Consider the following 14,704-nt stretch of genomic DNA (forward strand, 5'->3'; position numbering starts at 1 on the left):
CGGTTAGAAGGTCTGGCTGACGGTCCCGTCGAAACGGTGATCCTCGAGCCAGCGGCCGCCGAAGCTCCGGAAGCCCGTGACCTGGTCCAGCGCGAAGTTGGCCGGGGCCTTGGGCAGGCGGAGTCGGAAGAGGTCGATGTCCTGGACGTCCCGCATCCAGAAGGCGGGGCGGGCGTCGGGCGCCTCGACCGCGATCTCGACGTTGCTCATCTCGATGTTGCGGGCGTGGCGGATGAAGAAGCCGGTGGCGGGCAGGTCGCCGAACATGTCCGGGTCCGGATAGGCCTTGTCGGCCTCGGGCGGCTGGCGGCGGGCCAGCTCGGCCGAGCCGCCGCCCTGCGAATGGAAGTAGACGTCGCTGATCTTGACGTCCTCGACCGGATGGCCGGCCACGCCGGCGATGATCGAGGGCTGGAACGTGGCCCCGTGGCTGACGATGTTCTGGATCGTGATCCGCCGCAGCTTGCCCACCTCGACGCCGGCCGGGCCGCGCATGCGGCTGCCCAGGCGCAGGAACAGGGGCGGGAAGCCCAGGCCGCGCATGGTGATGTTGCTGATGGCGATGTCTTCGGTCAGCGCCCCGTCCATCGTCTCCAGGGCGATGCCGTAGCAGTGGTCGAACACGCAGTTGGTGATCGTCACGTTCTTGAAGCCGCCGTTCGACTCCGTGCCCAGCTTGATCCGGCCGTAGCCGTGGAAGCCGGGCGGCATGGTCTTCCAGGTGCCGTCGATCACCGAGCCCATCTCGTAGTTGCCGGTCAGCAGGCAGTCGGAGATCGTCAGGTTCTCGGTGGGGCGGGCATAGCCCAGGGCGAACGAGCTCTTGGGGCAGATGCCGTCGTCCCACGGCGAGTTGATCGTGCAGTTGGTGACCCGCACGTTGCGGCAGCAGTCGATGTCCAGGCCGTCGCGGTTGGTGTCGACGATCAGGTTGTCGATCGTCATGTTGTCCACGCCCGTGGCCAGCAGGGCGAACCAGCCGCCTTGCAGGATCTTGAAATCGCGCAGCAGCACGTTGCGGCAGTTCTTCAGGGCGATCGCCTTGTCGCCGACGCCGGGGCCGGAAACGTCCGGCGGATCGTCGGGGAAGCGGTGGCCGCGGGTCAGGCCCTTTCCCCAGATCAGGCCGGTCCCGACGATGGCGATGTCGTGCAGGCCCTCGCCGAAGATCAGGCTGTTGGTCCAGTGGCTGTGACCGTAGTCCTGATAGGCGTTGCCGGCGCCGGGGCCGGGATCGTCATAGCCGTTGGGCGCGACGCCGGTCGGGGCGGCTGCCAGCAGCACGGCGCCTTCGCCCAGGTGCAGGGTGACCCTGCTCTTCAGGCGCAGGGTGTAGCAGGCGTAGGTCCCGGGCGGGAAATGCACGACGCCGCCGCCCTGGGCCGCGGCGGCGTCGATGGCCTTGTTGACGGCGGGGGAGTCGACGGCCGCGCCGTCGCCCACGGCGCCGAAGTCGCGGATGTTGAACCAGTGGGCGGCCGGGTCGGTGCGCTTGGCCCGAAGGTCTTGGGGTTGGGCGGAAGCAGGGGCGGCGGAGAGCGCCGAGGCGCCGGCCAGGCCCGCGAGCACGAGCCCTCTTCGATCCAGTCTCATCCTGCGCGTCCCCTCGTTGAAAACCTGTCTTCCGCAGGCTCGTTGCAGGCAGGAAACAGTCGGATACCACCGGTGTCAAATGATTTTGGTACCGGTAGCATTGAAAATGCCAGCGCTGGCACATGAGCTGCTAGCGCTGGCAACGCTGTCAAAGGCGCGCTATGCCATATGGTGGGAAAACGGGAGGGCTTCGGTGGCTCAAGGCGAATTCGGCGCGACACTGTCGGTGACGATCGACGACGTGGCCGAGGCGGCGGGCGTCTCGATTCGCACGGTCTCGCGGGTGCTCAACAAGGCGCCCAATGTCGGCGACGAGACCCGCAAGACGGTCCTGGAGACCATCGCGCGGCTCGGCTACAGCCCCAGCATCCGCGCCCGGGCCCTGGCCTCGGGGCGCTCGTTCCTGATCGCGGTGGTGCAGGACGACCCCAACGCCCACGTGATCAGCGCCCTGCAGCGGGGCATCGTCGAGACCTGCTCGCGGCACGGCTACGAGCTGGTCGTCCACCCGGTGCGGTTCGGCGATCCCGAGGTGGCCGCCGACGTCGAGAGCTTCGTGCGGCGCTCGCGGGTCGACGGGCTGATCGTGCTGCCGCCCACCTCCGAGATCGCCGCGATCCCGGCGCGCCTGACCCAGCTGGGCGTGCCTTCGGTGGGCATCGCCTCGGTGTCGCTGCCGGAATATCCCTGCATGCTGGTCAGCGACGAGCGGGGGGCGACGTTCGAGCTGGGCCGGCGACTGGTCGAGCTGGGCCATCGCCGGATCGCCATGATCGAAGGCCCGCCGCACTTCCGCTCTGCCCAGCAGCGCAAGGCCGGCTTCCTGGCGGCGCTGCCCGGGCCGATGCCGGACGCCTATCTCCAGAAGGGCGACTACGGCTTCGACAGCGGCCTGGCCGCGGCCGATGCGCTGCTCTCGCTCAACCAGCCGCCCACGGCCATCTTCGCCTGCAACGACATCATGGCGGCGGCGGTGATCAAGGCCGCCCGCGAGCGCGGCGTCGACGTCCCCGGCCAGCTGTCGGTGGCCGGGTTCGACGGCAGCGACCTGGCCGCGATGATCACGCCGGCCCTGACCACGATCCGCCGCCCCCTGACCGAGATGGCCCGGCTGGCGACGGAGAGCCTGCTGGCCATGATCGAGGACCCGAAGAGCGCATCGTCGCACGAGCCGATCGCGCTCAGCCTGATCCAGCGCCAGTCGATGGCCGCCCCCGGGGCGGTCTAGGCTAGAACCGCGCTTCCAGCCCCAGGCGGACCTCGCGTCCGGTGTGGTGCTGGTAGTTGGCCAGGTCGCTGCTGTCGGTGAACTGGCGCTGGGCCCGGTCCAGCAGGTTGCCGCCCGCCGCCGTCAGCCACCAGCCGCGCGCGATCCGGTAGCGGGCCGACAGGTCCAGGCTGGTGTAGGCGTTGACCCCGTCCATGTCGCCTCCGGTCGGGGCGGGGACGGCGGTCAGGTAGCGGCCGCGATGCGACAGGGTCGCGCGCAGGTCCAGGCCGTTGCGGCGATAGGCGGTGGTGATCGTGCCCACGACGCGCGGCGAGCCCAGGCTGTCGTGGGCGATGAACGGCGTGCCGTCCAGGGCCCAGAACCGCATGCGCGAGCGGGTGTAGGTCACTCCGCCCCGGACGCTCCAGCCGCGCAGGGACGGCCTGACCCGGTCCAGCGGCGCCTGGAAGGCCAGCTCGATCCCGTCCAGATGGCCGCCGCCCTGGTCGGTCCGCGTCAGGAACTGCCAGATCGGCAGGTCCGCCGCGCAGCCGGGCAGGCGGCCGCACGCCGTGGTCGCGATGCTGTCGGGCAGGTCGAACGGATTGTCGGAGAACACCGTCGGCGCGGTGGAGGTGACCTGGACGCTGGAATGGATGGTCTTGTGGAACACCGCCGCCGAGAGGATCGCGCCGGGGGCGAAGTACCATTCCAGGGCGGTGTCCAGGGTGTCGGCGCGGGCCGGGCGCAGGAACGGGTCGCCGGACGAGACCGACCGAAGGCCTCCGGTCGAGACGTTGATGCCGGGGCGCAGGCTGCGCAGGTCCGGCCGGGCCATCACCCGCGCGGCGGCGAAGCGCAGCAGCAGGTCGTGGCGCGGCTCGACGGCCAGGTTGAGCGACGGCAGCAGGTCGTCATAGTCCCGCGTCGCCGACACCGGGGCCACGAAGCCGGGCGCGGCGGGATCGGTGGTGAAGCCTTGGGACGCCTGGCGGGTGTGGGCGTAGCGCAGGCCCAGGTCGCCGTGCAGCGACAGCATCGCGGGAACCGCGAAGGCCGCCTGCAGATAGGCGGAGGTGTCGTGCTCCTCGACCGCGTAGTTGAGGCCCAGCAGCGGCTCGGGGCCCAGGTCCAGCGCGCCGCAGGCGCCGGACGCGCAGGCCGCCTGGAACAGGGCGAAGGCCTTGGCGACGTCCGGCGCCAGCCAGGCGTCGGGCGTGCCCGCCGCGGTCGCGAAGCGGTCCGACCAGGCCTGGCGCAGGTAGGCGGACGGCGGGATCGCCGCCAGGGTCGGCGGGATGTCGGCGTTGAGGTTGGCGATGCTGCCGTCCGACCGCGCCTTGGCGATGGCGTCGGTGCGATAGACCTTGTGCTGCGCCCCGCCCCGAACGGTCAGGACGCTCGACGGCGTCCATTCCAGGTCGAGGCCGACGGTCTTGAAGCTGTTGTCCACCCAGTTGGGTTCCGAGCGGACCTCGGCCAGGGTCAGGCCGGCGCCGCTCGTCAGGTCGGCCGAGCCGAAGTCGATCAGCGGCCGCCGGCGGTCGCTGAAGTCGTAGCGGAATCCCTGGACGTCGTACTGGTCCAGCTGGACCGTGGCCTGCAGCGGATTGCCGAAATCGGACCGGCTGTAGCCGGCCAGGGCCTTCAAGGTCAGCTGGTCCGAAAGCCGCTGGCTGACCGACAGGGTGGTCTGGCGGAAGATGGTCTTCAGCCGGTCCAGCCGCGACTCGGCGCGGACGTCGACATTGTCGAACGTGCCGGCGACCAGGGCCGACAGGCCCGGCCGCGGGGTGACGATCGTGGCGTCGCGCACCCGCACCGCGGCCAGGCCGCAGTCGGGGTTGAGCGGCGCGCGGCAGGCGCCCGACGTGCGGAAGGTGAAGCTCTCCAGCAGGTCCTCGCGCCGCTCCGAGGACAGTTCAGAATAGAGGAGGTCCAGGGACAGGTCGGTGCGGTCGGTCGGCCGCCACTGCAGGCTGCCGGTCAGGCCCAGGCGCTCCTGCTCGACGCTGAAGGCCTCCAGCCGGGGGATGCGGGGATGGAGGGCGGCGTTCAGGGCGGCCAGGTCGGGCGCGCCGGGCGCGGCCTCGCCAAACCCGGGATAGACCGTGTCGCCGGCCTGCCATTGCCCGGCGTTGGTGCCGACATCGGCGACCGCCCGCTTGGCGTAGGCGCCCGAGACCAGGACCCCGAACCGGTCGTCCTGGCTGCGGCGCGACAGGATCGCCGAGACGCGCGGGACGGCCTTGTCGCTGCCGAAGTTGTACGCCGCCTCGACGGTCAGCTGGGCCCGGGAGCGGGGGCCTTCCAGCGGCGAGCGGGTCTGCAGGTCGACGGTCGCGCCCAGCGAGCCCTCGTCGACATCGGCCGACGGGGTCTTCTGCACGCGGATCTGGTTGAAGAGGTCGCTGGCGAAGACGTTGAAGTCGAAGGCCCGGCCGCGATTGGTGCCGCCGCCGGCGTTCGAGCCGCCGAAGGTCGCCAGGGTCTCCATGCCGTTGATGCGCACTCGGGTGAACTCGCTGCCCACCCCGCGCACGCTGACCTGCCGGCCTTCGCCGCCGTCGTTGGTGACCGCCACGCCGGGTAGCATCTGCATGGCGTTTCCCAGGCTGGGCTCGGCCAGGCCGCGCAGGTCGTCGCCCAGGAGGATGTCGCTGCTCTCGGCGGACAGCCGCTTGCGCCACAGCGCCTCGCTGACGGCGTCGCGGGCGATCACCTGGACGGCGCCCAGGGCGGCGGGCTCGCTGTCCTCGGGCGGCAGCAGGCGGGGCCGCGAGGGGGCGACGGCGGGCGGGGGCGCGGCGGGGCGGATGCTGATCACCCCGTCGGCGCTGACCGACAGCTCCAGGTCGGACCCGCGCAGCAGCCGCCGCGCCGCTTCGGCCGGCTCCAGGCGGCCGCGCACCGCCGGCGCCGACCGGCCCCGGACCAGGGCGGCGGGCGCGATGATGATGGCGCCCGTCTGGCGCGACAGGGCCAGCAGGGCGGTCGACAGCGGCTGGGCGGGCAGGTCGACGGGCCTGGCCGGCGCGGCCTGGACCGTCGCCGGCGCCAGGCTCAGGCCGAGGGCCAGCGCCGCCGAGAGGCCGGCCAGTCGGAAGCCGAGACCGGCGACGCGGGTGTCACCGGGCATGAGGCTCCGGCGCGCGTTTCGGATCGGCGGCCACCAGGACCCGTCCGCCCTGGCCGTCGGGGACCAGGCGCACGGGCAGCACGCGCGGCAGTTCGGCGACGAAGCGGTCGGCCTGGGCGATGTCGAAGGCGGCGGTGACCTTCATCCGGCCCGTCGAGGCCGAACCGATGGCCAACGGGCTCCGGCCGTAGCGGTTGAGGTCGGCGACCACCTCGGCCAGGGGCGCGTCCTCGTAGGCCAGGCGGCCCTGGCGCCAGCCGCCGGCCAGGTCCGGCCGGGCCAGCGCGCCGACGCTGACGCCGCGCGCGTCGGCCAGCGCGGTCTGGCCGGCGCGCAGGGTGACCGCACGCTCCTCGTCGCCGTCCGAGACCTGGACCACGCCCTGTTCGACCTCGACCCGCACGTCGCGGTCGGCGCCGTGGTGGACGTTGAACCGCGTGCCGACCACGCGCACCAAGGCGTCGCCGGCCTGGACCGTGAACGGATGGCCGTCCTGGTGGGCGACGACGAAGAAGGCTTCGCCGCGCTCCAGCGACAGGGCGCGCGGCCGCCAGCGCGAGGCGGCCCGCAGGCGCGAGGCCGGCGCCAGGGTGATCTGGCTGCCGTCGTTCAGGGCGATCTGGCGGGTCTCGCCCGGTCGCGTGTCGTAGGCGGGGCCGGGGAGGGCGAAGACGGCGAGGGCCAGGCAGGCCGCCAGCAGACCGCCGGCGGTGGCCAGGGTCGGAACCCGCCAGGGGGAGGGGCGGCGCGCGGCGGGGCGCGCCGCGGCCGGGGCGACGCCCAGGCTCCGCAGGTCGCCCAGCATCAGGACCACGCCTTCGGCCTCCTCATAGGCGCGACGGTGCAGCGGGTCGGCGTCCAGCCACGCGCCGAACAGCCGCGACCGCTCGGGCGGGAAGTCCTCGCCCGCCACCGCCAGGGCCCAGGCGCGGGCGGTCCGGCCGATCGGCGAGTCAGGATCGACGGCTTCGTTCACGCGACAGTCCTCGGTAATCGGCGGTTCCATGGATCAGGGCGCGCTGGCAGACGGCCAGGGCCTCCTCGACGGTCTTGCGGACCAGCGACTGCGAGACGCCGAAGCGCTCGGCGATCGCCACGAAGCTCTGGCCGTCCAGACGGTTGGCCAGCAGGTATTGGCGGTGCCGGTCGGGCAGGCCCTGCACGACCTTCTCCAGCAGGCCCATCTGCTGCTTGGCGATCAGGCTGCGCTCCAGGTCCGGGGCCTCCTCGCTGTCCATCGCCAGCAGCGGCGCCGAGGAGTCCAGGGTCCGGGTGGCCCGCGCCAGGCTGCGGCGTTCGTCCAGCATCAGGTTGATCGCCACGCGGAACACGAAGGCCCGTGGGCTTTCCAGCCGCTCGGCGCCCTGCAGCTCGCCCAGCTTGAAGAAGGCCTGCTGGGCCACGTCCTCCGGATCGGGAGGGCCGGGGCCGAACCGGGCGCGCAGGAAGGCGCAGACGTCGCGCCATTCGCGGGCGTAGGTCGCCGAATAGGACGGACGGTCGCGCCATCGGCCTTCGACGCGATCCGGCCCGACGCCGGTTGGCTCGACGCGGCTTGGCCTGACGATTCGAAGCTTGGGCGTCTTCGCCTCGAACACCGGTGCTCCCCAGTCACGTCGGTCTTTTTCTTGAGGCCGCGACGATGAGGGGGAAGGGCCCCGCGATCAACCGGAAGCGAAAAAAATCGGAGCGACACGAACTTTTTTGTGCGGATCGACATGGCGAAATCGTCGTTTCCTTCCGCTCTGAAAAGGGGAAAAATATTCAGCAATTTTAGTATGATACCGCTAACTTTTCCTCTTTTCTCCGCGTTCTCGCCATGTCTATCCTAATGACACCGGTGACAAAAGGCCGGACGAAAAATGGCGGCTCGCGAACCGCCAGGACGATCTGGGGAGGAAGAGTCCATGACCAAGTCCATGCATCCGCACACCTGCGCCCTGCTGCGCAACTCATCGCGCCTGGCGCTGACGGCCGCTCTGACGGCGGGCCTTTCGATGGGTCTGGCGACGACCGCCGCCCAGGCCCAGACGGCCCAGACCCCGGCCGGTCAGGGCGCCGCCGTCGAGAACACCGTCGACGAGGTGGTCGTCACCGGCTACCGCGCCTCGCTGCGCAGCGCGATGGAGACCAAGAAGACCTCGGACGTCATGCTCGACGCCATCAACGCCGAGGACATCGCCGACTTCCCGGATTCGAACCTGGCCGAATCCCTGCAGCGCCTGCCCGGCATCTCGATCGACCGCGACAACGGCGAGGGGCGCACGATCAGCGTCCGCGGCCTGAGCGGCGACTTCAGCCGCGTGCGGATCAACAACATGGAGGCGCTGTCGACGGGCGCCGCCAACGACTCCGGCTCCAGCCCCAACCGCTCGCGGGCCTTCGACTTCAACGCCTTCGCCTCGGAGCTGTTCAGCTCGGTGCGGGTGACCAAGTCGTCGTCGGCCTCTGCGGACGAAGGCTCGCTGGGCGCGACGGTCGACCTGATCACCGGCAAGCCCTTCGACTACAAGGGCGCCGCCTTCGCGGCCTCGGCCGAGGATTCCTATTACGAGAACGGCAAGACCCACAGCCCGCGCCTGACCGCCCTGGCCTCTGACCGGTGGTTCGACGGCAAGGTCGGCATGCTGGTCTCGGGCGCCTACGCCAAGCGCAAGTCGGTGGACGACAGCTATGCGCGCGGCGGCGGCTCGTCGGACTACACCTATCGCGGCTCGACCTGGACCGGCGACGAGCTGCCCGGCCGCGCCGGCTTCGCCGCCCCGACCGGCACGGTGTTCCGCGCCCTGATCCCGACCACCCTGACGGGCGCGGCGCTGGACGCCTACAAGGCCAACCCGGCCAACTACTACAACCCGCTGGCCAACCCGGCCGCCTACGCCGAGATGACCGGCTCGGACCCGGCGGCCTACGCCAAGCTCTATCCGAACTGCGCGGCCGCCACGGCGGCGCCCGTCGCGGGCGTGACCCCGACCAGCCCGGGCTGCAACGACTCGCTGATCCGCTTCCCGGCCCTGCCGTCGCTGACCGAGAAGGACGTCGACACCGAGCGCCTGGGCCTGACCGCCGCGTTCCAGATCGAGATCAGCGAACGCACCAAGCTGACGGTCGACGCCCTGTATTCGCGCTTCAAGAGCGAGACCACCAACTACGGCCTCTCGCCCGTCGGTCTGAACCGCAACAACACCAACGCCAGCTACCAGTACGGCGCGAACGTCCCCACGGCGACCGCGCGCGCCGGAACGGCCATGACGGCGGCCCAGCGCCGCGCGCTGTATCCCGGCACCTGCACCTACGCCGACGAGACCGACCTGAACCCCGGCCAGGACTGCGGCCAGTCGCTGTACGGCACGACCCCGCTGCCGGGCTACAGCTTCAGCTACACGCCCTACAACCTCGATCCGTACGAGTACTATACGAACCCGCTGTCGCCCGGTTACGCCGGACCCGAAGCCTCGCTGCCGTTCCGCGGCGACCTGATCGGCCGTCCGTCGGTCAAGCTGCTCGACGCCGAGGTCGTGGGCCAGAACGCCGAATATCTGAAGCTGGGCAACGTCGACTGGCGCTCGTACGCCGACCGCGGCGCCTACACGACCGACTTCAAGCAGGTGTCGCTCGACCTGACCCACGAGTTCAGCGACAAGTTCCGCGGCCAGTTCAGCGCGGGCATGTCGGAGTCCAAGAACGACAACCAGGGCACCCTGGTCGAGTTCAACTACATGGACGCCCAGGAGGCCTTCATCTTCGACGAGCGCGGCGCCACCGGCATGCCGCGGTTCGACGCCGGCTTCAACGCCGCCGATCCCAAGAAGTGGGGGATCATCAAGGGCTTCTCGGCCATGCGCAATTACAAGCGCGAGACCGACAACACCTACAAGGGCGTGAAGGCCGACTTCACCTACGAGGTGGACGACAACTGGTCGCTGAAGTTCGGCGCCACCGGGCGCAAGTACGAGTTCAGCACCAACCAGTTCGAGCGCAACAGCGACCTGCTGAACCCGACCGAGAAGGAAGCCGGCGTCAGCATCGCCTCGCTGGGCCAGGTCATCGAGTTCGGTCAGGGCCTGGACGTGCCGGAGGGTACGACGACCAGCTTCTTCGCGCCCAGCCTGGAAGCCTTCGACAAGGTCTTCGGCTTCACCTGCAACTGCATCAACAAGTACGGCGACTACCGCATCACGCGGAAGCGCAACCGCTCGGCCTCGTTCGCGGTGAGCGAGAAGAACTACGCCTACTACGCCGAGTTCGACTTCAACTACGACGTCCTGGACGGGCGGCGCCTGTCGGGCAATGTCGGCATCCGCCAGACCCACACCGCCGTGGACGCCCAGGGCGAAACCACCGCCGGCCGGCCGATCTACGGCGGCAACAGCTATGACGACACCCTGCCGTCGGGCAACGTGACGTTCGAGGCCTTCCACAACTTCTACATCCGCGCCGCCGCGGCCAAGGTCATGGCCCGTCCGCTGCTGGGCAACCTGTCGCCGGCCGTGACCGGCATCAGCGTCCCGGGCGACGGCTCGACGACGGGCGGCACGCTGACGGTGGGCAATCCCAAGCTGTCGCCGTTCCGCGGCGAGGCCTACGACCTGGCGGCCGAGTGGTACTTCCGTCCGGGCGGCCTGATCAGCCTGGCCTACTTCCGCAAGGACATCTCGTCGTACCCGCAGACGATCTTCTACGAAGCGCCGCTGACCGAGTTCCTCGACGCCGACGCGATCACCGCGCTGAAGGCCCAGTTCCCGGGCGCGACCGGCGCCGACGTGCTGCGCCGGGCCTATATCGACGCCAACTATCCGTTCCTGGCCCGTCAGGTCCGCGACGCGCCCGGCGGGGTCCTCCAGGGCTGGGAGTTCAACTTCCAGCAGGACCTGACCTTCCTGCCCTGGTACTTCAAGAACCTGGGCATCCAGTTCAACGCCACCAAGCTGGACACCGAGCTGACCTACATCCTGGATCCGGGGTCGGTGAACGCCACGACCGGCGTGGTCACCAAGGCGCCGACCTACGGCAAGGCGCCGTGGCTGGGCTCGTCGCCCAAGGGCGTCAACTTCACGGTCTACTACGAGACCGACAAGTTCAACGCCCGCATCTCCACGGCCTATCGCGACCAGTACTACACCGCCTATCCGCTGGCGGCGGGCAACTGCGATCCGGGCCTGCAATCCACCGGCGCGGCGTGCGACAGCCCGCTGATCAACGAGTTCAACGGCGCCAAGTCGACCATGAACGTCGACTTTTCCATGCGCTACTCGCCGATCGAACAGGTCAGCATCACCTTCGAGGCGCTGAACATCACCAACGAGATGTCCGAACGGTTCAGCTACAACGACCCGGTCATCCAGTCCTACGGCGGCGCCGGCCCGAACTACCGGATCGGCATCCGCTACAAGTACTGACCCCATCCGGCGCGGTCGCCCGGCTCGACGCCGGCGCGATCGCGGCCGATCGCCAAGCCGCCTCCCGCGGTGACTTCGGCGGATGGCCGTCCTTTCCGGCCGTCCGTCACCTTTTTTCCTGTACCGAGTCCGGAGTCGACGGATGCGTTTCACGGCCCTTGTCCTCGCCGCCGGCCTGGCGGTCGGTTCCGCCTCCGCCGCCCGGGCCCAGACGCCGGTCCCCAACCCGCCGCCGCACTTCAACGCGATCAAGATCGTGCTGGTCGGCGACTCCACGACGGCCGTCCAGGGCGGCTGGGGACCCAGCTTCTGCGCCAAGCACGTGACGTCGTTCGCCGCCTGCATCAATCTGGCCCGGGGCGGCCGCAGCAGCGGCAACTACCGGACGGAAGGATCGTGGGCCTTGGCGCTGGACGAGATCAAATCAGGCGGCTTCAACGACACCTACGTGCTGGTCCAGTTCGGCCATAACGACCAGCCCGGCAAGCCGGGGCGCTCGACCGACCTGGCCACGGAATTCCCGGCCAATCTGAAGGCCTATGTCGACGAGATCCGCGCGGCCGGCGGCAAGCCGGTGCTGGTGACCCCGCTGACCCGCCGCCAGTTCAAGGGCGGCCAGCTGGTCGACGACCTGGGCCCCTGGGCCGAGGCGGTCCGCAAGGTCGCGGCCGAGACCGGCGCGCCCCTGGTCGACCTGCACGCCGACAGCCACGCGGCCGTCCAGGCGATGGGCGCGGCCGAGGCGACGCGCTTCGCCCAGCGCCCGCCGGCGTCCCACGTGCTGGAGGCGGCCCGGACGGGCACGACGATCGCCGCCGACACGCCGCCGCCCGCTCAGAACAACGCCGCCGTCGAGCCGATGGGCCAGGCCAAGCTGTCGTTCGACTACACCCACCTGGGCGAGACCGGCGCGGACTACTTCGCGACGATCGTCACCGCCGACCTGGCCAAGGCCGTGCCGGCCCTGCGCCGCTTCCTGATCCCCTAGTTCCGCGTCTCGAAGGACCTCGCCGTGCGCCTGACCCGTAGAACCACCCTGGCGCTGGCCGCCGGCGCCGCCGCGACCGGCGGCCTGAGCTCGGCGCGCGCAGCCGCGCCGGCCTCGCCCCTGCGCCTCTGGTACCGCCAGCCGGCCAAGGAGTGGGTCGAGGCCCTGCCGATCGGCTCGGGCCGCATGGGCGCGATGGTGTTCGGCGGGGTGGCGGCCGAGCGGCTGCAGCTGAACGAGGACACCCTGTGGGCGGGCGGGCCCTACGACCCGGCCAATCCCGAGGCGCTGAAGGCCCTGCCGGAGATCCGCGCCCTGATCGACGCCGGCGACTACGCCAAGGCGACCGAGGTGGCCGACGCCCGCTTCATGGCCACGCCCAAGCGGCAGATGTCGTACCAGACCATCGGCGACCTGAAGCTGGCCTTCCCCGGCCTGGACGGCCAGCCGACCGGCTATGTCCGCGACCTGGACCTGGACGGCGCGATCGCCACGACCCGCTTCGCGGTCGGCGGGACGACCTACACCCGCCAGGTCATCGGCAGCTATCCGGACCGGGTCATCGCCGTGCGGCTCAGCGCCGACAAGGGCAGGGCGATCTCGGTCGACCTGTCGTTCGACAGCCCGCTGAAGTCCAAGCCGGTCTCCAGCGTCGAGGGACGCGACACCCTGATCCTGGCCGGCGCCAACGACAGCCAGCAGGACATCCCGGCGAAGCTGACGTTCGAATGCCGCGTCCAGGTGCTGAACAAGGGCGGGACGCTGAGCGCCAAGGACGGCGTGCTGTCGGTGGCGGACGCCGACGAGGTGCTGCTGCTGATCGCCGCCGCCACCAGCTATCGCCGCTTCGACGACGTGGGCGGCGACCCGGTCGCGATCAACAAGGCGGTGCTGGCCAAGGCCTCGGCCAAGGGCTGGCGGACCCTGCTGGCCGCCCACCAGACCGACCACCGGGCGCTGTTCCGCCGCGTGGGCGTCGATTTCGGGACCACCACGGCGGCCCTGAACCCGACCGACGAGCGCATTAAGGTCTCGCAGACCACCGACGACCCGGCCCTGGCGGCGCTGTACTACCAGTACGGCCGCTATCTGCTGATCGCCTGCTCGCGACCCGGCGGTCAGGCCGCCAACCTGCAGGGCGTGTGGAACGACAAGACCTTCCCGCCGTGGGGCGGCAAGTACACCATCAACATCAACACCGAGATGAACTACTGGCCGGCCGAGCCGACGGGCCTGGCCGAGTGCGTGACCCCGCTGATCGAGATGGTCCGCGATCTGTCCGTCACCGGCGCCCGCACGGCCAAGGTGATGTACGACGCCCGCGGCTGGGTCGCCCACCACAACACCGACCTGTGGCGGGCCAGCGGGCCGATCGACGGCGCCAAGTTCGGCGTGTGGCCGACGGGCGGGGCCTGGCTCTGCAAGCACTTGTGGGATCACTACGACTATAGCCGCGACCGCGCCTACCTGGCCGACGTCTATCCGCTGATGCGCGGCTCGGCCCTGTTCTTCCTGGACGCCCTGGTGGTCGATCCCAAGTCCGGCAAGCTGGTCACCAACCCGTCGATCTCGCCGGAGAACAGCCACGGCCACGGCTCGTCCCTGACCGCGGGGCCGACCATGGACCAGGCGATCATCCGCGACCTGTTCACCGCCTGCATCAAGTCGGCCGCCATCCTGGGGAACGACGCCGACTTCGCCGCCCAGCTGACGGCCGCCCGCGAGAAGCTGGCGCCCTACAAGATCGGCAAGGACGGCCAGCTGCAGGAGTGGCAGGAGGATTGGGACGCCGACGCCGACGACATCCATCACCGCCACGTCTCGCACCTGTACGGCGTGTTCCCCAGCGACCAGATCGCCGTCGACACCACGCCCAAGCTGGCCGACGCGGCCAAGGTGTCGCTGAACACCCGGGGCGACATCTCGACCGGCTGGGCCATCGCCTGGCGGCTGAACCTGTGGTCGCGTCTGGGCGACGGCGACCGGGCGCACAGGATCCTGTCTCTGCTGCTGGGTCCCGAGCGGACCTATCCCAACATGTTCGACGCCCACCCGCCGTTCCAGATCGACGGCAATTTCGGCGGGACCTCGGGCATGACCGAGATGATCCTGCAGAGCCGCAACGACCAGATCCTGCTGCTGCCGGCCCTGCCGTCGACCTGGCCGACCGGACATCTGACCGGCCTGCGGGCCCGGGGGGCGGTGGGGGTGGACGTGATCTGGTCCCGCGGCAAGCTGGAGACGGCGGTGCTGACCGCCGCCGCCGATGGCCGCCACCACGTGCGCTACGGCGCCGCCGCGATCGACCTCGACCTCAAGAAGGGCCAGCGCGTCCGCCTGACGGCGCGCGACGGCGTGCTGCGGAGAGCCTGAGC

At 70.4% G+C, this 14,704-nt stretch carries 8 protein-coding genes; 4 read left to right on the forward strand and 4 right to left on the reverse strand.

Annotation, left to right across the window (positions count from 1 at the left end; all coding sequences use genetic code 11):
• Nucleotides 1-3: 3 nt before the first annotated feature.
• Nucleotides 4-1,569 (reverse strand): glycoside hydrolase family 28 protein, encoded by a 1,566-nt coding sequence (locus tag BR39_RS0119520; protein WP_231499519.1) that lies wholly within the window; start codon nt 1,567-1,569, stop codon nt 4-6.
• A 217-nt stretch (nt 1,570-1,786) separates the two neighbouring features.
• On the opposite strand from BR39_RS0119520, the gene BR39_RS0119525 reads away from it, so the two are divergent.
• Nucleotides 1,787-2,821 (forward strand): LacI family DNA-binding transcriptional regulator, encoded by a 1,035-nt coding sequence (locus tag BR39_RS0119525; protein WP_051695930.1) that lies wholly within the window; start codon nt 1,787-1,789, stop codon nt 2,819-2,821.
• 1 nt (nt 2,822) lies between these two features.
• Here the strand turns inward: BR39_RS0119525 and BR39_RS0119530 are convergent, their stop codons facing one another.
• From BR39_RS0119530 to BR39_RS0119540, 3 genes are read right to left on the reverse strand one after another with little or no spacing between them, the layout of a single operon-like run.
• Nucleotides 2,823-5,942, reverse strand: coding sequence for a TonB-dependent receptor (locus tag BR39_RS0119530; protein WP_029915314.1), 3,120 nt, complete (start codon nt 5,940-5,942; stop codon nt 2,823-2,825).
• Complete coding sequence (locus tag BR39_RS25900) at nt 5,932-6,918, reverse strand: FecR domain-containing protein (RefSeq protein ID WP_051695932.1); 987 nt, start codon at nt 6,916-6,918, stop codon at nt 5,932-5,934. Before BR39_RS25900 ends, BR39_RS0119530 begins: the two co-directional genes overlap by 11 nt.
• Nucleotides 6,896-7,540 carry an RNA polymerase sigma factor gene (locus BR39_RS0119540; protein WP_029915318.1) on the reverse strand — a complete coding sequence of 215 codons (645 nt, stop codon included), beginning with the start codon at nt 7,538-7,540 and terminating at the stop codon, nt 6,896-6,898. The genes BR39_RS25900 and BR39_RS0119540 overlap by 23 nt, the downstream gene beginning before the upstream one ends.
• 309 nt (nt 7,541-7,849) lie before the next feature.
• Between BR39_RS0119540 and BR39_RS0119545 the strand changes: the two genes are divergently transcribed.
• From BR39_RS0119545 to BR39_RS0119555, 3 genes are all read left to right on the forward strand, one after another.
• On the forward strand, nt 7,850-11,341 hold the full coding sequence (locus BR39_RS0119545; protein ID WP_081916921.1) for a TonB-dependent receptor domain-containing protein: 3,492 nt from the start codon (nt 7,850-7,852) through the stop codon (nt 11,339-11,341).
• A gap of 142 nt (nt 11,342-11,483) precedes the next feature.
• Nucleotides 11,484-12,329, forward strand: coding sequence for a rhamnogalacturonan acetylesterase (locus BR39_RS0119550; RefSeq protein WP_029915322.1), 846 nt, complete (start codon nt 11,484-11,486; stop codon nt 12,327-12,329).
• A gap of 24 nt (nt 12,330-12,353) precedes the next feature.
• On the forward strand, nt 12,354-14,702 hold the full coding sequence (locus BR39_RS0119555) for a glycoside hydrolase N-terminal domain-containing protein (protein WP_029915324.1): 2,349 nt from the start codon (nt 12,354-12,356) through the stop codon (nt 14,700-14,702).
• The last annotated feature ends 2 nt before the right edge of the window (nt 14,703-14,704 follow it).

It is taken from the genome of Caulobacter sp. UNC358MFTsu5.1 (assembly GCF_000712075.1).
Taxonomy (GTDB): Bacteria; Pseudomonadota; Alphaproteobacteria; order Caulobacterales; family Caulobacteraceae; genus Caulobacter.